19 protein-coding genes are annotated in these 19746 nt (G+C 52.0%); 10 read left to right on the plus strand and 9 right to left on the minus strand.

Annotation, left to right across the window (positions count from 1 at the left end; genetic code table 11):
• Positions 1-27: 27 nt before the first annotated feature.
• From ACIDE9_RS01310 to xseA, 3 genes are all read right to left on the minus strand, one after another.
• Entirely contained in the window at positions 28-840 is an 813-nt protein-coding gene (locus ACIDE9_RS01310) for a M48 family metallopeptidase (RefSeq protein WP_194753145.1), read from the minus strand.
• Between the two features lie 141 nt (positions 841-981).
• On the minus strand, positions 982-2865 hold the full coding sequence (locus ACIDE9_RS01315) for a potassium transporter Kup (RefSeq protein ID WP_194753146.1): 1884 nt from the start codon (positions 2863-2865) through the stop codon (positions 982-984).
• Between the two features lie 114 nt (positions 2866-2979).
• Positions 2980-4200, minus strand: coding sequence for an exodeoxyribonuclease VII large subunit (xseA, locus tag ACIDE9_RS01320; protein ID WP_411992397.1), 1221 nt, complete (start codon positions 4198-4200; stop codon positions 2980-2982).
• A 162-nt stretch (positions 4201-4362) separates the two neighbouring features.
• On the opposite strand from xseA, the gene ACIDE9_RS01325 reads away from it, so the two are divergent.
• A complete protein-coding gene (locus tag ACIDE9_RS01325; RefSeq protein ID WP_411992127.1) occupies positions 4363-5349 on the plus strand; it encodes a lytic transglycosylase domain-containing protein in 987 nt (328 codons plus the stop codon).
• A gap of 91 nt (positions 5350-5440) precedes the next feature.
• On the plus strand, positions 5441-5935 hold the full coding sequence (locus ACIDE9_RS01330) for a disulfide bond formation protein B (RefSeq protein WP_411992129.1): 495 nt from the start codon (positions 5441-5443) through the stop codon (positions 5933-5935).
• Between the two features lie 16 nt (positions 5936-5951).
• Here ACIDE9_RS01330 and ACIDE9_RS01335 read toward each other — a convergent pair whose 3' ends face one another.
• From ACIDE9_RS01335 to ACIDE9_RS01345, 3 genes are all read right to left on the minus strand, one after another.
• Entirely contained in the window at positions 5952-6893 is a 942-nt protein-coding gene (locus tag ACIDE9_RS01335) for a 5'-nucleotidase (RefSeq protein WP_029512336.1), read from the minus strand.
• 21 nt (positions 6894-6914) lie between these two features.
• Positions 6915-7907, minus strand: a complete 993-nt coding sequence (locus ACIDE9_RS01340) for a hypothetical protein (RefSeq protein ID WP_411992132.1) — start codon at positions 7905-7907, stop codon at positions 6915-6917.
• A gap of 65 nt (positions 7908-7972) precedes the next feature.
• The gene (locus ACIDE9_RS01345; protein WP_411992133.1) at positions 7973-9136 is read right to left on the minus strand and encodes a GGDEF domain-containing protein; all 1164 of its coding nucleotides are present in this window, start codon (positions 9134-9136) and stop codon (positions 7973-7975) included.
• A gap of 197 nt (positions 9137-9333) precedes the next feature.
• Between ACIDE9_RS01345 and cysM the strand changes: the two genes are divergently transcribed.
• From cysM to ACIDE9_RS01370, 5 genes are all read left to right on the plus strand, one after another.
• The gene (gene cysM, locus ACIDE9_RS01350) at positions 9334-10227 is read left to right on the plus strand and encodes a cysteine synthase CysM (RefSeq protein WP_194753149.1); all 894 of its coding nucleotides are present in this window, start codon (positions 9334-9336) and stop codon (positions 10225-10227) included.
• Entirely contained in the window at positions 10227-12215 is a 1989-nt protein-coding gene (locus ACIDE9_RS01355; RefSeq protein WP_411992135.1) for a hypothetical protein, read from the plus strand. The genes cysM and ACIDE9_RS01355 overlap by 1 nt, the downstream gene beginning before the upstream one ends.
• 78 nt (positions 12216-12293) lie before the next feature.
• The gene (locus ACIDE9_RS01360) at positions 12294-12530 is read left to right on the plus strand and encodes a hypothetical protein (protein ID WP_411992137.1); all 237 of its coding nucleotides are present in this window, start codon (positions 12294-12296) and stop codon (positions 12528-12530) included.
• Positions 12527-13006 (plus strand): YdbL family protein, encoded by a 480-nt coding sequence (locus ACIDE9_RS01365; RefSeq protein WP_411992138.1) that lies wholly within the window; start codon positions 12527-12529, stop codon positions 13004-13006. The genes ACIDE9_RS01360 and ACIDE9_RS01365 overlap by 4 nt, the downstream gene beginning before the upstream one ends.
• A gap of 181 nt (positions 13007-13187) precedes the next feature.
• Positions 13188-13667, plus strand: a complete 480-nt coding sequence (locus tag ACIDE9_RS01370) for a hypothetical protein (RefSeq protein WP_194740818.1) — start codon at positions 13188-13190, stop codon at positions 13665-13667.
• A 60-nt stretch (positions 13668-13727) separates the two neighbouring features.
• Here ACIDE9_RS01370 and ACIDE9_RS01375 read toward each other — a convergent pair whose 3' ends face one another.
• Complete coding sequence (locus ACIDE9_RS01375) at positions 13728-14399, minus strand: hypothetical protein (protein ID WP_411992140.1); 672 nt, start codon at positions 14397-14399, stop codon at positions 13728-13730.
• A 312-nt stretch (positions 14400-14711) separates the two neighbouring features.
• Here ACIDE9_RS01375 and ACIDE9_RS01380 point away from each other — a divergent pair, with 312 nt between their 5' ends.
• Complete coding sequence (locus ACIDE9_RS01380) at positions 14712-15482, plus strand: 3'-5' exonuclease (RefSeq protein ID WP_194753153.1); 771 nt, start codon at positions 14712-14714, stop codon at positions 15480-15482.
• Positions 15483-15559: 77 nt separating this feature from the next.
• On the opposite strand, the gene ACIDE9_RS01385 is transcribed toward ACIDE9_RS01380, so the two are convergent.
• Positions 15560-16048 (minus strand): hypothetical protein, encoded by a 489-nt coding sequence (locus ACIDE9_RS01385; protein WP_024929750.1) that lies wholly within the window; start codon positions 16046-16048, stop codon positions 15560-15562.
• Between the two features lie 67 nt (positions 16049-16115).
• Here ACIDE9_RS01385 and rlmD point away from each other — a divergent pair, with 67 nt between their 5' ends.
• The gene (gene rlmD, locus ACIDE9_RS01390) at positions 16116-17489 is read left to right on the plus strand and encodes a 23S rRNA (uracil(1939)-C(5))-methyltransferase RlmD (RefSeq protein ID WP_411992143.1); all 1374 of its coding nucleotides are present in this window, start codon (positions 16116-16118) and stop codon (positions 17487-17489) included.
• A gap of 13 nt (positions 17490-17502) precedes the next feature.
• Positions 17503-18945: an ABC transporter substrate-binding protein gene (locus ACIDE9_RS01395; protein ID WP_411992145.1), complete on the plus strand. Its 1443-nt coding sequence runs from the start codon at positions 17503-17505 to the stop codon at positions 18943-18945.
• Positions 18946-18954: 9 nt separating this feature from the next.
• Here the strand turns inward: ACIDE9_RS01395 and ACIDE9_RS01400 are convergent, their stop codons facing one another.
• Positions 18955-19644, minus strand: a complete 690-nt coding sequence (locus tag ACIDE9_RS01400; protein WP_411992147.1) for a VIT1/CCC1 transporter family protein — start codon at positions 19642-19644, stop codon at positions 18955-18957.
• Between the last annotated feature and the right edge of the window lie 102 nt (positions 19645-19746).

Raw genomic sequence — 19746 nt, forward strand, 5'->3', positions numbered from 1 at the left:
TCGCTGACAGCCCCTGCCAAGCGGTATTTATTTGTTTTTGGCTGCGAGATACAGCGGCATGACTTTAGGTGTTAATGCCTGCAGGTCTTTGATGCGGTTTTCGCTGGAAGGATGGGTGCTTAAGAATTCAGGTGGCGCTTCCTTGTTCGCTGCCATCATTTTTTTCCACAAGCTCACCGCCGCTTCCGGGTTGTAACCCGCACGTGCGGCCAGCTCCAGGCCCATGCGATCTGCTTCGCGTTCCTGCTCGCGACCATTCGGCAGTGAGAATAGCAACTGGCTGCCCATGCCAGCGCCCTGTGCGGCCATGCTGCCGGCGGTGCCGCCGATGACTGAGGCGAGTGCCTGCAAGCCAAACTGTTGTACATAGGCTTGTGACATGCGCTCGCGGCCATGTTCACGCAAAGCATGGGCAATTTCGTGGCCAATCACTGCGGCCAGTTCATCATCTGTGGCATTCAGCTTCTCGGCCAGGCCAGAAAACACCATGATTTTGCCGCCAGGCATGCAATAGGCGTTGAGCTGGTCATTTTTTTCAACATTGACCTCCCATTTCCATTTGGCAGCATCTGGCCTGAAAACGCCGACCTGGGCAATCAGGCGGTTGGAAATGGTGGTCACGCGATGCAATAATGGTTTATCTGCATTCAGCGTACTTTTCTTTTGTGCATCCTGCAGGGTTTGCGTATAAGACTGCGCAGACATTTTGTCCACGGTGGCGGAGGGGAGCAGTAATAACTGGCTACGTTGCACGCCAGAGACGCTGTTGTTGGTGGTGCTGGCACAGGCGCTGAGCAATGCACACATCACGGCGACTGAAATGGTTTTTATATTGAGCATATTTTTTCCTCACACGTTGCAGTTATGCAGTTATCGCATGAGCTGCATGATTCGTTGACAGCTGACCAAGTGAAGGTATTGGGTCAGTTAACAAAGTGCATTTTACGCTCAGACTGTTAACTTTTGTTTATGGTCTGCCATTTAAATTTTAACTTGTGAGCCCAGTTCCACTACGCGGTTAGGTGGCAATTTAAATTGGTTGGTGATGGTTTCTGCGGTGCGGAACAAACCAATAAAAATCTTTTTGCGCCAGAAAGCCATGCCTGGCTTGTCTGAGGCAAACAGGATTTCCTTGCCGATAAAGAATGAGGTATCCATGGTATCCAGGCTAAGGCCAAACGTCTCCGTCAACACCAGATCGCGCGGCAGGTCAGGTTCATCCATGTAACCATAGCGCAAGGTGACACGATAAAAACCGTAAGGTAATACCTCCACCGCAACGCGTTCTTCCTTGCTGGTGTAAGGGTAATCTTCAAAACGCACGGTCAGGATGACCATGGTTTCGTGCAATACCTTGTTGTGCTTGAGGTTGTGCAGCAGGGCATGTGGCACACCGTCCGGGTTGGGTGTCATGAACACGCCCGCGCCATTGACGCGTGCTGGTGGGTGCGCACCGATGGCTTGAATAAACGGAATCAGTTCCATGGACTCGGATTTGAGGATGCCATATAACAGCCTACGGCCAGTTTTCCAGGTGCGCATCAGGGTGAAAATAATCAGGCCTATCAGCAGGGGTACCCAGCCACCATCCGGAATCTTGAGGATGTTGGCGGCAAAGAAGGACAGGTCAATGACCAGGAACAGTGTAATCAGGCAGGCAGTTTTCAGCTTGCTCCAGCCCCACAGGTGGTGGAAAACCACGGCTGCCAGCAGGGTGGTGATCACCATATCACCTGTCACTGCAATGCCATAAGCGGCGGCCAGGTCACCTGAACTGCCAAAAATAATCACCAAGCCCATCACGGCTACCATCAGACCCCAGTTGACGCGCGGCATATACACCTGGCCCTCGGTTTTTTCTGAGGTGTGCGCAACGTGCATGCGTGGAATAAAGCCGAGTTGCAGCGCCTGGCGCGACACTGAAAACGCACCGGTAATCACGGCTTGCGAAGCAATCACGGTCGCCAGTGTAGCCAGGATAATTAACGGGAACAATGCCCAGTCCGGTGCCAGGTGATAAAACGGGTTTTGAATCGATTCCGGCTCGGCCAGGATCAATGCACCTTGCCCAAAGTAGTTGCAGATCAGTGCGGGTAATACAAACAGGAACCACGCCAGGCGAATGGGCTTGCGGCCAAAGTGACCCATGTCGGCGTACAGTGCTTCGGCACCTGTCACCGCCAACACGACTGCGCCTAGCGCAATAAAGGCAATTTTCGGTTGGGTATAAAAAAACAGGAAGGCGTAGGCGGGGCTTAATGCTTTGAGGATTTCGGGGTGGTGATTGATGTTAATGACACCAAGAATTCCTAACACAGCAAACCAGGTCAGCATGATCGGCCCGAAAAATGCACCGACGACGGCGGTGCCCTTGCTTTGTGCCCAGAACAGCACGAATAGCACGCAAAGGGTAATGGGGACGATCCAGCTATCCAGTTGCGGTGCGGCGACTTCCAGCCCTTCCACCGCGGACAGCACCGAAATGGCCGGGGTAATCATGCCATCCGCGTAGAACATGCAGGCACCGACAATACCTAGCATCATAATGCGCTTTCGCTGTTCAGGCTCGCCACCGGCATAACGGCTGGCCAGTGACAGCAAGGCCATGATGCCGCCTTCGCCGCGGTTATCAGCGCGCATAATAAACGCGACATACTTGAAAGAAACGATCAGCAATAATGCCCAGGTGATCAATGACAAAATGCCATAGACATTGTCTTGAGTCAGTAGCAGCGGGTGATGGCCTACTGCGAAGACTTCTTTCATGGTGTAAAGGGGACTGGTGCCAATATCCCCGAAAACGACGCCTAGCGCGGCGAGTGCCATGGTGTGGAGCGCCGTTTGCTGATTTTTTGTATGGTCCATTGTGTGAACAGCTGAAGACAAGCAATTATTATCGGTTAATTCTAAAACTTCACCAATGACTTTGGCACAAATAATCTGCGCTGGGAGGCTTTTGTGGCCGATTGCATGAAAAGCTTACTGGTCAGATATCTTGTTTTTTTCAACCACAACCTGAGCCTGGCCATGATGCAGCGTTAATTGCAGGCTTTCACCCGTTGTGAGCTGGCTGGCGTCCGTCACGGCGCGGCCATCCTGTTTTTGTACAATGGCGTAGCCACGTGCCAGCACCTGGTGCGGGTTAAGTTGTTGCAAGCTGGTGGCTAAATATTCCAGCCTGCGGTGGCGTGCTTGCAAATACTGCTGCATGCCTAGTTTTAAGCGATGTTGCCATTGTTGCAATGCCTGTTTCTGTTGTTGCAATTGCTGTGCAGGCGAAATCAGGCGGCGGGACAGGTAGTCCAGCGTTTGCGCGTGTTGGCGCAGCAATGATTGCATGGCACGCATCAGGCGTTGTTGTGTTTGCAATACTTGCTGGCGTAATTGTGATTGATCCGGGCAGGCCAGTTCGGCCGCTGCGGTCGGCGTGGCTGCGCGCAGGTCTGCCACAAAATCGGCAATGGTAAAGTCAGTTTCATGGCCCACACCACTGATGGTCGGCAAGCGGCAGGCCGCCAGTGCACGTGCCACTATTTCTTCGTTAAAAGACCATAAATCTTCAATACTGCCGCCACCGCGGCAAACCAGTAAAGTATCGACTTCCTGACGCTGGTCAGCCAGTTGTATGGCTTGCGCAATCAGCTCGGCCGAGCCTTTGCCTTGCACCGGCGTCGGGTAAATGATTACACCCATGCCGGGATAACGCCTGCGGATGGCCGTGAGTACATCACGCAAGGCGGCTGCATCGGGCGAAGTCACCACGCCTATGCGTTGCGGGTTGGCCGGAATCGCTTTTTTGCGTGACTGGTCAAACAGGCCTTCGGCTTGCAAGCGTTGTTTGAGTTGCTCAAACGCTTCATACAGCCTGCCCATGCCCGCTGGCTGCATAAACTCTATGGTTAACTGAAAGTCACCACGCGCCTCATACAGCGTGACCGTCGCCCGTGCTTCAATCAGGTCGCCTTCGCGCGGTATGCTGCCCACCAGGCTGTTACGGCCTTTAAACATGACACAGCGCACCTGCGCACGGTCATCCTTGAGCGAAAAATACCAGTGGCCGCTGGCGGCACGCGTGAAATTGGAGATTTCGCCGCTGATCCAGAATAGCGGAAAGCTGGTTTCCAGCAGTTCTTTCGTCAGTCGCGTTAAATCGCTGACATTCAAGATTTGTTTAAAAGGCGTCGATAACAAGTTGGTCATAGCCACGCATTATCCAACAGCCGGTCACTCTTTGGCTATGTTGCCTGTGTAAATACCGGCAAATGGCGATGTCGGGCACTTTGTGCGCGCAAATGTGTCATTAATAAAAACAAAATAAAGTATGGATAGACTGAATAGTCATGCTTTGCTGACGGTGCTTGAATGTTGCTAAACATATATCACGATGATCTGCGTCGCCTGTTATTGCGCTACCTGTTACGTAGTGCAGCTTTGGGTTATGTATTGTGGGCCATATCCTCACATGCTGAGGAGATGGTGGCATCCCCTGTGGCCGAGGTCGAACAAGCTGCGCCCAGCGAGCCATTCGCTAGCTATAGCCGTGAACAATCCACCTTAAAAAATGACGCTTACAAGCAGTTTGTTAAATTGCAGGTCAGCCTGGCCGCAGGCACTAAAAATAGTTTGGGGCTGAGTAGCTATGAGCAGGCGCACGCGCATTATTGCGCGCTGGCCGGTGAGTCACGCGACCCGGACGCGCAGTTTGCTATGGGCTGGTTTTATAGCATGGGCAAAGGGGTGGAGGTGAATCATGATATTGCCGCCCGTTTTTTCAGCCTGGCAGCCATACAAGGGCACCGCGATGCCCGGGAATGGCTGGATAAAGAACCGGGCAATGCCGAGTTGGCCGTATTGCCAGCCTGTATGCACAAACAAGGTAATTCTGCGGCGGAAGTGTTGTTCCGCAAGCGTGGCCCGATTTACCAACTGGTGAAAAAGCATGCGCCGGTCTATGGCGTCGATGTGGATTTTGCCATGGCGGTCATTGCCGTGGAATCAGGGTTTAACCCCAAAGCTACTTCACGCAAAAAGGCACAGGGCCTGATGCAATTGTTGCCGGATACGCAAGCCAGATTTCATGTGAAGGATGCCTATGATCCTGAGCAAAACATCAAGGGGGGATTGTCTTATTTGCGTTGGCTGATCACTTACTTTAAAGGCGATGTCGAGCTGGTGGCTGCCGCCTACAATGCGGGTGAAAACGCAGTGCAGCGGCATCAGGGGATTCCGCCATATCCAGAAACGCGTGATTATGTGAAACGCATTGCCCGCTATTACAAAAAGAAACATCACGAAGTGAAGCAACGGTCTGCCATGCAGCAGGCGGAGATGATCCCGGCCGCATCCTGATTAAAAACAAGGGAACGATCTTGCTTCTGGCAGCATCATAAGCGCGTTATCTATTACAATTTCAGTTTTATTCAACGCGCAGGAGTTTGCAATGTGTCAGTGGTTTAAAGGTCGTGGTGGCTATGTGCTCGGTTTTCTGGCTGGTTTCGGCATTGTGGCACTGGCCTTGTTTATACAGGTGCAAAACCAGTTGGAGCCCTGCCCATTGTGTATTTCGCAGCGCATGGTGTTTATGGGCCTGGGCATATTGTTTTTGCTGCATGCATTTATTTCTCCCAAGTCATGGCTGCATGCTGGATTTGCGCTGCTTGAGGTGTTGACCGCACTCGGTGGGGCTGGTGTCGCTATTCGTCACTGGTGGCTGCAAGCGCATAAAGACGACATTATCGCTGACTGCGGTGTCGGCTTTGATTACATGTTTGAAAATTTTCCGCTCAAAAAAGCCCTGACGCTGGTGTTCCGTGGCACAGGCGATTGTGCCGCAATCGACTGGACATTTCTCGGCCTGACCTTGCCGCAACTGGGTTTGATCAGCTTTGTATTGTTTGGTGCCTATGCGGTATTTCTGTTCCGCGCGCGAGCTTAATACTTAAGCAGCCTGTTTAGGTTGCTTTTTGATTAGTCACGCCAAAAGGAATGTGTACTGAAGGCACCACTTCAGAGGCTGTTTTTAAATGCCCGGACTGATCATCGAAGAAAATGTGCGGTCTTAATACCGCCAGGACTTTGCTTTTTTCAATGCCACCCAGAAAGAACGCGTCATTCGCCATCACCCCCCAACTTTTTAGTGTGTTCATGGCGCGTTCATGTGCTGGCGCATCCCGCGCTGTCACAATCGAAACTCTCAAGCGGTTTTTGTAAGAGGGATCCAGTTTTTTCTTTTCTTCCTCGGCGGATTGAATGGCGGAAACACGCACAAGCAATTGCTGTAATGGGCCGGGGTTATGAGGCTGCATGACATTCATTGCTTCGTGCGCTTTGAATTCGTTCACGTCTTTTCTGGCCTGAAAAACGGTTTCAGACTCATCGTCTACCAATACACCATCAAAGTCGAAGGCAATGCGTAATGCAGCATCCTCTTCGTCATCAATCATTGCTGAGTTCATGACATGGCCAGCAGGCATGTTCAGGCGAATGGCAGAATCAACATCCTCTTTGTTTCCCGAGAGAAAGAGCGATATGTTGAGCGCAGGAATGAATTTGTACGGCGCTTGGCCTTGCATGAAGATGGCTCTCGTCATGCCGATATTGTAATGCTCTATAGACTTCATGACTCTCAGGCCTGTATCAGGGTCATTTTTTGATAGCAATATCACTTCAACCAACGGGTCATCTGGGTGGGGGCTCAGATCATTGAGGGAGAGCAGCCGTTTGATAAATGAAAATGCAATGCCTTTGGGCAGCGGGTTGTGAAGGTTGTTCTCTTGAAACTTACGGTAAAGCGCTTCACCGTCTCGTTTGAATATTTCGTCAGAGTCTGACAAATCAAACATCGCACTCGATGCGACGCCTATCACTAATCTGTTTTCTAGGGTGTATGCCATGATGGTTGAGCGTTAAAGGGGTTATCTATTGGTGACGTCTGACATGGCTGATTGCTTTGAAATCGCCTCATGCCACTCTTTAAACTGTGCGTCGCATAGTTGTTCTGCCTGTTGTGACAGCGTTTCATGTGGCGTATTGGCGGCGCGTAGCTTGGCCGTTTCGCGTTTCAAGCAGCCCAGGTATTTGGCTTTGGCGTAAATCTCTTCGGTTTGCATGCTGGCAATCGCCTGGTCGGCCTGGTTGAGTGACTGGCACAGTGGGGCTGATTGCGATGCGCCTTGCCAGGTGTTTTTTTGCATATGAATCACATTAGCAATGTCTTGCCCGCGCTTGTGGATCCAGTCTTCGAGGATCTCGTTACCGCAGCTCTCGCTTTGGCAACGCATCACGCTCTTGAGCAGCCAGGCGGCTTGTTTGGTCATGCGCTCTTCCGAAATGCCACAGTTGTGAATCACGTCATGTGAGCGTGAGAAATACAGCTTGTAATTGGCACGCCAGGTGGCGTGGCTGGCGCAGGCAACTTTGCGCAAAGGATTGCCTGGCGCGCAGTTTTCAGCTTGCAGGATTTGCAAGCGCTCAGGTGCGCGGTTGCCCACCCGGCGACAAGCCAGTGAGATGGCTTGGCCATAAGCCTGTGTGACGCCCCAGAAGGATAAACGTGCCTGGGCAAATTCCGGGCTACTTTTGAGCGCATGATTGTTTTTCCAGTCCATGCTTTCTGAGGTTTGGCTGGCGTTGTGAAATACGGTTTCGCGGTCTACCTCCAGCGAAAACTCGCTACAGGACGCCTGCACATATCTGGTGGCAATAGTGTCGTCATGGTCGTCAGCGCGCAGTTTGAAGAAAACCATGTCTTCATGTTGGCCAACCTGGAGCGAATCAAGGTCGATTGCTACGGTGAGAAACTTTTCCCGGCCGGGCACGGTTTGCCATTGTTCGCCCTGGCTCAGGGAGGGGAATAACAGGGATTGCAGGCAAACAACGGCAAATACAACAGCAGGGCATTTCAACATGATGAGCGATACAAAACAACAGGGTAATGGGAAGGTAGCTAAATGAGGTGATTTAATGAAATGGTTTAATCATGTGCGGCAGCATAGACACTGTTACGTCCGGCTTGTTTGGCTTCATACAGGGCCAGGTCTGCGCGTTGTAACAATTGCGACAAGTTATCGCCAGGATGCAGCACGGCGACCCCGGCGCTAATGGTGATGCTGCCTACCCCTGCCAGATGCATGGCGTTGATCTGGTGGCGCACTTTTTCTGCCAGTTGCGTGGCCTGTTTAAGCGTGGTGCGTGGTGCGTAAATAATCAATTCATCACCGCCCCAGCGCACGGTGATGTCCGAGATACGACTATGTTTTTTGATGCAACTAGCCACCGATTTGAGTACCACATCGCCCAATACATGGCCGTGGGTATCATTGATCTTTTTGAAGTGGTCGATGTCTATCAGGATCAACGCGTCAGAGATTTTTCTACGCGTAATGGCAGGCGTATGCTCTGCAAACACGGTTTCAAAGTGATGACGGTTGCTGAGTCCGGTTAAATGGTCTGTGCTGGAAAGTGTTTTCAGGTTTTCCTTTTCCACTTCCAGTGCCGTATTGGCGGCGGCTAATTGCTCGGTGCGCTGTTTCACTAGGGCTTCGAGGTCGGTATTGAGTGCTTTTAAATGGCTGGTTTGCGATTCACGCAGGCACTCGTAGTTGCGGATGATAAAGAACTGGGCCAGCAAGTAAAGGCACAGACTGAGGATGTCTAGACTGCTGTATTCCGAGGGGAAAATACCCATGGCATGGTTGCTGATCACCAATATGAGCAAGGTGGCCAGCATGTAGTAACCGGCCACGCGGCCTTTGAGGTAGAACGCCGCGGCCAGGATTAATAACAGCAGGGCACTGCGGGTGGTGGTGCCCATGCCCATAAAGAACACGGTGACAAACTGCATAAAGCACAGCCATAAGGCAATGCTGGCAATTAATTCAATATTCTTCTGGTAGCGGTAAAGCACCCACAACAAACCAAAGGCGAGAAACGCAGAAACCAGGTCGACACGACCGATGAAGGGTTGCAGGTTCCAGCGGATGATCCCCATGGACAGCGATACAATGCCGGAGAACGCAAACACATTATTCAGGAAAACGACTTTATAACGTGCGTTATCGGCTTCGCTGAGCTCTGGGAAAAGCTTGATCGGACGCAACATGACGACAAGCGCTTGGCTAATCCACTTCTTCAACATCCAGTTTCCTCGGTAATTATTGTTTTTGTGATGCAGGCAGTTTATGTAAAATTAGTACTTCACCAGCTAAATCAGGAACGACACTGGAATTTTACATATATTAAGTATCTGCGGGTATTACTTTTACGCGATTCAATTCAGAATATTTTGGGCACCAGGCCCCGTTCCGTCTGGAAAACAACAAACATCGGTCTGTTATGAAACCATATAAAACTTTGGATGACTTTGTCGGCAATACGCCACTGGTCGCTTTGCAGCGCATGAACCCTAATCCGAGCAATACCATCCTGCTCAAACTGGAAGGTAACAATCCAGCCGGTTCAGTCAAGGATAGGCCTGCCTACAGCATGATTTTGCGCGCCGAACAGCGTGGTCAGATCAAACCGGGAGATACCCTGATTGAAGCCACCAGCGGCAATACGGGGATTGCGTTAGCCATGGTGGCCGCCATGCGCGGTTATAAAATGGTGTTGGTGATGCCAGAGAACCAGTCCATCGAGCGCAGGCAAAGCATGAAGGCATATGGTGCCGAGCTGGTGTTAACCCCTAAAGACGGCAGTATGGAGCTGGCGCGTGATGTAGCGATGAAGTTACAGGCCGAGGGGGAAGGCATCGTACTCGACCAGTTTGGCAATTCAGATAATCCGCTGGCCCATTACGAAGGCACCGGCCCTGAAATCTGGCGCGATACAGCGGGTAAAGTCACGCATTTTGTGTCCAGCATGGGTACAACGGGGACCATTATGGGGACTTCGCGCTACCTCAAGGAACAAAATCCGGATATCCAGATCATCGGTGTGCAACCTGAAGAAGGGGCGCAAATCCCGGGTATCCGCAAATGGCCGGAAGAATATATGCCCTCCATTTTTGATGCCAAGCGTATTGATGAATTGCGTTACGTGAGCCAGAAGCATGCGGAAGACACCACACGCAAGCTGGCTAACACAGAAGGTATTTTTGCTGGTATTTCCAGTGGCGGCGCTTTATATACTGCGTTGCAGTTATCTAAAGAAGTTAACAATGCCGTGATTGTCACCATTGTCTGCGACCGTGGTGACCGCTACCTGTCTACCGGGGTATTTCCAGGCTGATGCGCATCTGCGGGCTGATGCTGTTGCTCTGGTCAGCGCATCTGTGCGCCATGACCGAGATCAGCCTCAGCGCGGACAGTATTTCCAGCGACCTGTTCCAGCTCGATAAACCGCATGCGGTGGTCAATTTGCACGCCCAGCAGCAGGTGCAAGTGCATGCTGATCGTTTGCAACTCGGCGATGCACGCCTGGATAACCCTAATATCCGGCTGGATATGGGCGCGCGGCCAACGCTGCTGGTGACTTCTGACCAGTTGCACATGCAACCTTACCAGGTGCGTCAGCCGAGGATATTTCTTGATTTGCGGCCACAAACCCGCCAGCCTGTATTGTCTTTTTATGCCGAGGTCAAAGCCTTGCAGGACAACGTATGGGGCACCTTTCACCTCAATTGCCAGGTGCCCGCACAGGCAGCGAGCCAAACCTGGCGTTGCGAAGATGGCTTGTATCAAGATCTGCGCTCGCATGTGCCGTTCAATGTGCTGGTCACACCCACGTGGAAGGAACAGAGCAAAGCCGGCCCCGCAGCCGGAGGAGTCGACCTGGAATTGGCGGTTCGCGAGGCCCGGTTTAGTGATGCTTCCGGCTTGCATGCAGGCGATAAATTGACCGGAAAAGTGAATCTGTCTGCGCACGAGCAAGCGGACGGCTGGCGCTGGCAGGGCGTATTTCAATGGCAGCAGGGTGAGTTGTTCTGGCAGCCGTTTTATTTTGCCGATGGCAACAAACGGTTTGAGATTCGTGGCTTTTACCACCAACCCATGGTCGATATTGAGCAGGCCACGCTGGAGTTGCAAGGGGTGGGCACCTTGCATAGCCAAAGCCGCATCAACCTCGTCAGCAAAGCATTTGAATTTTTAAAAGTCGATGCCAAAGACGTGGATTTTAACGGTGTCTACCAGGCGTTTATCCAGCCACTGATTCCACACTCGGCGTTTGGCCACTTGAATGTGTCCGGTAAGGCTGACTGGTCGTTTGAGGCCAAAGGCTTGCAGCCGCTCAAGTTTCACCTCAATATCACTGATGCCAGTGTAGAAGACCAGGCGGGTAAATTCGGCTTTAGCCACTTTAATGCCGATATTCCCTGGGATTATGATCACCCCAAGCAGATTGCCATGGGCTACCAGTCGGGCCATATTTTAAAGATCCCCCTGGGAGGAACCCGCTGGCAGGCTGAGGTTAATCGCTTTTCGATTACGGCACCGCGTTTGCAGTTGCCAATCCTGGATGGTGGCCTGGACTTTCAGGATGTTTCCGCGGCCTGGATCAATCAAAGCATGGTCTGGCATGTCAAAATGGACTTGCAGCCGATCAGTATGTCCAGTTTTAGTCAAGCACTGGATTGGCCGCTTATGCGCGGCCAGATCGCTGGCACGATCCCGCTGGTGACTTACGCTAACCATGAGCTACGCATGATGGGCGATATGCAGTTCAAATTGTTTAATGGCATGGTGGGCATGTCTGACCTGGATATTGATGACCCTTTGGGCGCGGTGCCCAAGTTACATGCCAATTTCACCATGCGTGAGATTGACCTGGGTGAAATCACGCGTACGTTCAACTTTGGTTCTATCAGCGGCAAGCTGGAAGGCGATATTAAGGATTTGCGCCTGCAAAACTGGAAACCTGTGTCCATGGATGCTTTTGTGCGCACGGCCGACGGCCCGTTCGAGAAGAAAATCTCGCAGCGTGCGGTAGAGAATATTACTGCCTTGGGCGGTGAGGGCACGGCGGCGGCCTTGCAGCGCACCTTTTTGCGCTTTTTTAAAGAGTTTGGTTACGAAAAAATTGGCCTGAGTTGCCAGTTGCGCGGCGATATTTGCAAAATGGGCGGCGTCGAACCATTGCCGGATGGCTTTGTGATCGTCAAAGGCAAAGGGGCGCCGTCGGTCAACGTCAATGGCTATACGCAATATGTCAGCTGGAAAGACGTGTTGGGGCGCATGCAGCGCGTGACGGATAGCAATAGTAAAATCATTATCGATTAAACTTGAATATATGATGAAGCACAAAACGGTTGTCAGAAAGGAAGCGGATTGAACCTGACTTTAATAAAACAGGGCTGGATGCGTACGGGGTTATTGGTACTATCGGCCACGGGCTTGAGCGCTTGTGTCACCATTAATATCTACTTTCCGGCCGCCGCCGCAGAAAAAGCGGCGGACAAAGTCATAGACGAAATCTGGCAGGTGCCTGCCGGACAATCCCCGGCGCCGAGCCAGCATTCTGCGCCGACTGCCACTCCGGTGACCCCGTCTGCAACACCGGTAACGCCGACCGTGAATCCGGAGTCAGTCCCATGATGATATTGCTACATAATTGTTCACGTCTGTTGCAACTATTTCTGCACCAGGGTTATCAGACTTTGAAGATCGGTGCGGTTTTTGGCTGCTTGGCGATGTTTTTTGCGACGTTGCCAGCCTATGCTGCGGCCGACCTGGATGTGAATACCCCCGCGGTTGCGGCAGTCAAAGCTAGTATGCAGAGCCGTCATCTACAGTTACTGCCGCACTACCAGTCTGGCGCAGTGGGTTTGACCGCAGACGGTTTTGTTGCGGTAAAAGAGGCCGGTTTGGTGCCATTGTCCCAACGTAGTGCGTTGGCCGCATTGGTCAAGGATGAAAACGCTGACCGCGCCAGGTTATATCAGGGCATGGCTGCCGCAAATGGTCACCCTGAATGGGAAGGCGAGATACAGCGTACATTTGCCCAGCGCTGGGTGGATAAAGCGCAAGCTGGCTGGTTTGTGCAGCGCGATGGACAGTGGGTACGTAAATAGGCTGGTAAAACAACAGCTTGGCTGATATTGGGAGTGTTGAGTCCTGGAGTGGCTTGCCTGATGCACAGCGATTGCCTGCTATGGCAATTCGATAAACAACGCAGTAAAAGCATCGGCTTTCAGTTTCAGGCATGGTCATTGCATACAATCTAAGTGCATGTTCCGATGAAAGGAGTCCGTTGTGGCAACTAATCTTTTCGTTCTCCCTCGCTTGGGTGAAAGTATTCATCAGCAGGATTTGGGGATTTATTACATCCTTAATCACCATACTGGCCGTGTACGTTCCTTGATACAGCTGGTGCGTGAAAATGTGCATTGGTATCTGATGCAATTGCAGCCGATTGCCGATGGCCTGGATTACCGCTGGTCAGTGATGTCACGCGCTGAGGACTGCGCACTTAAATCTGCGACCGATAAGCAAATCGCTCATTATTTTTCCAAAGCTGAATATGCAGAGCCCTATGGCGCCTGGCAAGTCATGCGTAATGCCGACTTCGGGTTTGCCAAGTTCACGCCGATGGAGGAGCCGCATGATGTCAGTTATGCGATTCTGACGTTTGATGGTGAAGAAATGCAAACGCCGATTCGCTTGCATAAGGCGCCTGCGGAGTGGCTGGAAGAAGATTCCGAAACCGATATCCTGCAGTTGGAGTTTGCCTAAACTATCGCCTGCAGCAACTACCACACGCTGGTGGTAGCTGCTTTCGAGAGGTTTGCCGTATTACGCGGTGGTGCTGACCACATTGCCCGTTGGGCCGCGGTGTTGCATGCTGCTTGATAATGCTTGCAGGAAACCACTCAGGCTGGCATTGTCGCTGCTTCCGCCCAGTGCGCTCACGAGTGACTGAAAGCTGCTTTGCAGGTCGCTGGACGTACTGTCTGAGCTGGTGTCTGTGCTTGTGCTATCGGCCGTGCTGTCATTACTCAAAGAGGCAATCAGGCTTTGCAGTTTTGACTCCATGCCATGATCACCATAAGGCGGTGGCGGAGGCATTCCTTGTGCCGCACTCGTCGCTTCTGTTTCACTTTCACTACTCTCCGTGCTGCTGGTATCGGTTGTGCCTTGTGACTGCAAGGCACTGATCAGGTTTTGTAAAAAGCTATTCAGTGCACTAGCGGCATCAGTAGTGCTATCGCTAGTCGTAGTGGTATCTGTGCCGTCCGTGCTGCTCGTTGTACTGCTGGTGCCGGACTGCCCGAAAATAGACTCCAGGCCACCTTCAATGCCCGCACTTTTTAATGCCGAGTCAATGGCACCCAGCAAGCCGCCGCCATCTTTACCCTGACCTTCGCCATCCGGTGGTGGCGGTGGAGGTTGCATGCCGTTGCGTTGACCCACCTGCGAAAACGATTGAATACTGCTGCTACTGCCTAATGAACTGATAGATGTCATGATGAGAGCTCCGTTAATTTTAATCCGTAAGTGTTTAAGGTTCAGGGCTGATGTGATTGCTCGCAATACATCGTGTTAACTGAACATCACCAGATTAAAACGTATGGCTGGTTTTTGATTGCGTGAAAAAACACAAAAAGTCTTTATAAATCATATATTTAAATGTATCAATTGATACAAATGGCGACGAATTGTATCAATTGATACATTTGACTGGTTTTGTATACACATGATGTATGAAAAAAGAAGGTTTTCTGGTGTAAGCAAGGGTGCTGTGCTATTTTAAAAAGCAATTTTTTTACGGATGCGCACATGCTAAGTTTGGTGTTTGATATTGAAACTATCCCCGATGTGGATGGAATACGTCAGTTACATGACCTGCCAGCCAGTTTGAGCGATGCGGATGTGGCGAATATTGCTTTTCACCAACGTCGTCAGCAGAATGGGACTGATTTCCTGCCACATCATTTGCAGCGCGTATGTGCGATTTCTTGCGCTTTGCGCGAGGGCAGCCAGTTTCGCGTATGGACGCTAGGCGATGAGCAGTCGAGTGAGGCGGAAATTATCCAGCGCTTTTTCGATGGCATAGAAAAATACACGCCCAATCTGGTGAGCTGGAATGGCGGTGGCTTTGACTTGCCTGTGCTGCATTACCGCGCCATGGTGCACGGCATCGCTGCGCCACGTTATTGGGATCTGGGTGAGGATGACAAAGACTTCAAATGGAATAACTATATTAGTCGATATCACATGCGCCACCTGGATTTAATGGATGTGTTAGCCATGTATAGCGGCCGCGCCAATGCGCCGCTGGATCAAATGGCCCAGTTATGCGGCTTCCCCGGTAAATTGGGCATGGATGGCAGCAAGGTGTGGCAGGCCTATTTGAACGGAGAGGTGAAGGCGATACGTGATTATTGCGAAACCGATGTCGCCAACACGCACCTGGTGTATTTGCGCTTTCTCAAAATGCGCGGTCACTTGAATGAGGCCAACTATGCCGCAGAAATCCAGTTGGTACGCGAGACCTTATCCGGTTACGGCGGTGAGCACTGGCAACAGTTTATGGCTGCCTGGGCTTGAGGTTAAACGCCTGGTTTGGCGATACTTAATATTACCGTCGATAAACCCTTGATGGCGTTTATCGACGGTTAAGGGTTTTAAGGCGTCTCAGTGGCAGGCACTTCTGGTGCTGCAGCATCTTCTACTGTGGGTTCTACAGTATCTTCATCAATCTTGTTTTTCCAGTTCAGGATCACGCGTTGGTGCTTTTTGGCGTCATGCGTAAAGCGATAACGTTGCTCGCTGCCAAGATAACTGGCAATGGCCTGGTATTTGCCGCTGGGCAGGTTTAGTAACAACCTGGGTGCAGCGTGCTCCAGCGCAAATACCGTCTGGTTTTTGCTATCGACGATGCTGATGTTAATGTCATCAATCACGCGGCCGACTTTACCTTCTGAAAACAGGAAATACAGATTGAATTGCTTTTTAAAGGACTCCATGGCGTCGACTTCTTCTGAGCCTATGCCGCCAGTGACATAGTCCACCCCGTGGGCCTCTTGCTGAATAGCCACTTCGTCAGCGAAGCAGAAGGACGATGAAAAAAGTGCTACCACCAGTGTCGTGGTTAAGCGCCATTGTTTAAGCATCACAGACTCCTTATTTTGATTGGTTTGCTGGGTGATTGTATGCCCAATTCAGGTAAAATAACAGGTTATGAGAAATAACCGTCAAAGATCGTCTAACCTGTCGTCTGCCGCCAGGGCCGCGCAGATTCCCCGCATTGCCACCATTGAATCCCTGGACCAGGAAGGTCGCGGCGTCACCCATGTTGATGGCAAGGTCATTTTTATTGAAGGCGCATTGCCATTTGAAGAGGTGAAATTCGTCTCGCATCACGTCAAAGCCACTTATGAGCTGGCGACGACGGTCGAGGTGTTGAAACAGTCCAGCCAGCGTGTGACGCCCGGCTGTGCCTATTTTGGCACTTGTGGTGGTTGCGCCATGCAGCATCTGGAGTTTTCTGCGCAGGTGGCGGCCAAGCAGCGCATGCTGGAAGCTGATTTATGGCATATCGGCCGTGTGCGTGCCGAGAAAATCCTGCCGCCGATTCAGGGCACGCCATGGCATTACCGTCACAAGGCTCGCTTGCGGGTGCGTTATGTGGAGAAAAAGGGCGGCGTGCTGGTTGGCTTTAATGAAAAAGGCACCAGTTATGTGACTTTTATGGATAGCTGTGAAGTGCTGACACAGCCAGTGTCCGACCTGATTGTGCCGTTGAAAGCACTGATCGGCCAGCTGTCTATCAAGCAGTCAGTCCCGCAGATTGAGTTGGCGGTTGGTGAAGATGCGACTGTATTGGTGTTCCGCATTATGGAAGCACTGACCGAGGCTGATATCGCTTTGCTGCAAACGTTTGAAGAAACACATGGCGCCCAGGTGTGGACGCAAACCAAGGGCCCAGATACGGTGAAGCCCTTGTTCGCACATGATGGCATGTTGCATTACAGCCTGCCTGAGTTTAACTTGCAATACCCGTTTAGCCCGATTGAGTTTACCCAGGTCAACCCGGCGATTAACCGTGTCATGATACGCCGTGCCATGCAGTTGTTGCAGCCGCAAGCCGGTGAGCGCATTGCTGACTTTTTCTGCGGCTTGGGCAACTTTACGCTGCCGATTGCACGCAGCGGGGCCAGCGTTTATGGCGTGGAAGGGTCGCAAGCGTTGGTGAAGCGCGCCGTGGAAAATGCACAGCTCAATGGTGTCAGCAATGTTGAATTTGCTGAATCTGATTTGTTCGATATGACGCCGGAGTCATTGCAGTCGCTGGGCGCGTTTGACAAGTGGCTGGTGGATCCGCCGCGTGATGGTGCGGTTGAGTTGATCAAGTCCCTGCCAGATGCAGAAGATGCCAACGCTGGCCATGCGCCATCACGTATTGTCTACGTCTCCTGTAACCCGGCGACGCTGGCGCGTGATGCGGCAATCCTGACGCAGTCCAAAGGCTATCGTTTGCAAGCGGCTGGCGTGATGAACATGTTCCCGCATACGGCGCATGTTGAATCTATCGCGATTTTTGAGAAGATTTAAGGTGATGGGCAGCATGTTAGGCCGGTTATTGCCGGGAGTGCTGCTAGCGTGGGCGTTGACTGGTTGCCAGCCGTCGAACGAGCCGCGTTCGTTGGTGTTTGCTGTGGCGCAGGCGCCGGTGAATTTGGATCCGCGTTATGCGACGGATGCGGCTTCTGAGCGCATTAATCGCCTGATTTACCAGCGCCTGGTGGAGTTCGATAGCCGCTCGCGCGAAGTGCCTGGGCTGGCGACCTGGCAGATGCGCGATGCGACGCATTACCGCTTCCAGTTGTACCAGCCTGCCATATTTCACGATGGCCAGCGGCTGACGGCTGCGGATGTGAAAGCGACTTACGATAGCCTGTTGCAACTCAAGGACTCACCGCACACGGCGGAATTCAAGCATATCCAGCAGATTACAACGCTGGATGCCAACACCATCGATTTTGAACTTAGCCGCCCGGATCCGCACTTTGCTGCGCGTTTGATGGTTGGTATTTTGCCCGCACGGCTGATTGCGGCTGGACATGACTTTGGCCATGCGCCGGTAGGGAGCGGGCCGTTTAAGCTGGATCGCTGGCAATCGGCATTGCAGTTGCAGCGCTTAAGTGATGGTCTCAAGGTGCGCTTTGACGAAGTCAAAGACCCCAATGTGCGGGTGCTCAAACTCAAACGCGGCGAAGCTGATTTGATCCAGGGGGACTTGCCGCCAGAGCTGGTCAAATATCTGCAGAAACAGCCTAATGTCACGGTGAAAACTGGGGTAGGTGCTAATTACTCTTATCTTGGTTTGAATGTGCAGGCCGATTTCCTGCGTGATGTGCGGGTCAGGCGCGCGATTGCCTACGCGATTGATACCCAGGCGATTATCGATAAAGTCATGGTTAGCCATAGCCGCCAGGCCAGTGCGCTGTTGCCGCCTGAGCATTATGCTGGCAATGCGGCCTTGCAGCCTTATCCCTATCAACCGGCACTGGCCAGGCAATTATTGCAGTCTGCAGGCATTAAGTTGCCACTGACGCTGACTTATAAAACCAGCACCGATCCGCAGCGCGTGCGGCTAGCGACGATTTTGCAGGCGCAAATGCAGGAGGCGGGCATCGACCTGCAAATCAAGAGCCTGGATTGGGGCACCTTTTTTGCCGATGTGCAAAAAGGTAATTTTCAGTTGTATGGCCTGACCTGGGTTGGCATTAAAACACCGGAGATTTACAGCCAGGTATTTGCTTCTCACAGCTTGCCGCCACAAGGGTTTAACCGTGGCCGCTATCAGGATGGCGTGCTGGATCAACTGTTGGAAAAAGAGGATTGGCCAGCGGTGACGCAGCGCATTCATAGCCAATTGCCAGTGATCCCGCTATGGTATGAGGGGCAGTTTGTTGCTTACCGCGATACTATTGCGGCTTATCAGCCGATGGCAGATGGCAATCTGGATGGTCTGTCACAAGTGGTTTTTAAACCGGTCAAAGAATAATGTTCACCCTCACGGGTTGACGCCAAACCAGTGACCGATCAGTGCCGTGGCTGCCATGGCGAGTGCGCCCCAAACGACGACACGACTGACACTTTTCACGATGCTAGCGCCACCAGTGCGCGCAGCCACGATTCCCAGTAAGGCTAGAAATGGTAGAGTGCTCACCGTTAACCAGGTTTGTGCTTGTGTATGCGGTGCCAGCCAGGCCGTGATCAGTGGCAAGATGGCACCACTGGCAAAGGCCAGCGCTGAGGCCAGCGCAGCCTGTAGTGGTTGCGCCTGGTTGATATCGTGCAAGCCCAGCTCATCACGTGCATGCGCAGACAAAGAATCATGTTGTGATAGCGCTTGCGCCACTTGCTGGGCCAACTCAGGCGATAGGCCGCGCTGGATATAAATACCAGTCAGCTCACGCAGTTCGCTTTCCGGATTTTCCTTTAACTCTTCGGCTTCACGTGCGAGGTCTGCCTGCTCGATATCCGTTTGTGAGCTCACTGACACATACTCACCTGCGGCCATGGATAGCGCACCAGCGACCAGTCCGGCGACGCCAGTCGTCAGCAAGGCCTGGTGGCTGGCCCCTGCGGCAGCCACGCCCATCAGCAGGCTGGCGGTAGAAATAATGCCATCGTTAGCGCCTAACACGGCCGCGCGCAACCAGCCACTGCGTTGTAAAAAATGTAATTCGTGATGTGCCATGCAATTACCCTGAGTCTAACGATGAATAAAATAACTAAGCGAGTGAATCGGATTTTAATAGAATTTTTATTGCCAGAGACCGTGTTGTATCAAATCTCCGTC

It is taken from the genome of Methylophilus sp. 'Pure River' (assembly GCF_046765995.1).
GTDB lineage: Bacteria > Pseudomonadota > Gammaproteobacteria > Burkholderiales > Methylophilaceae > Methylophilus.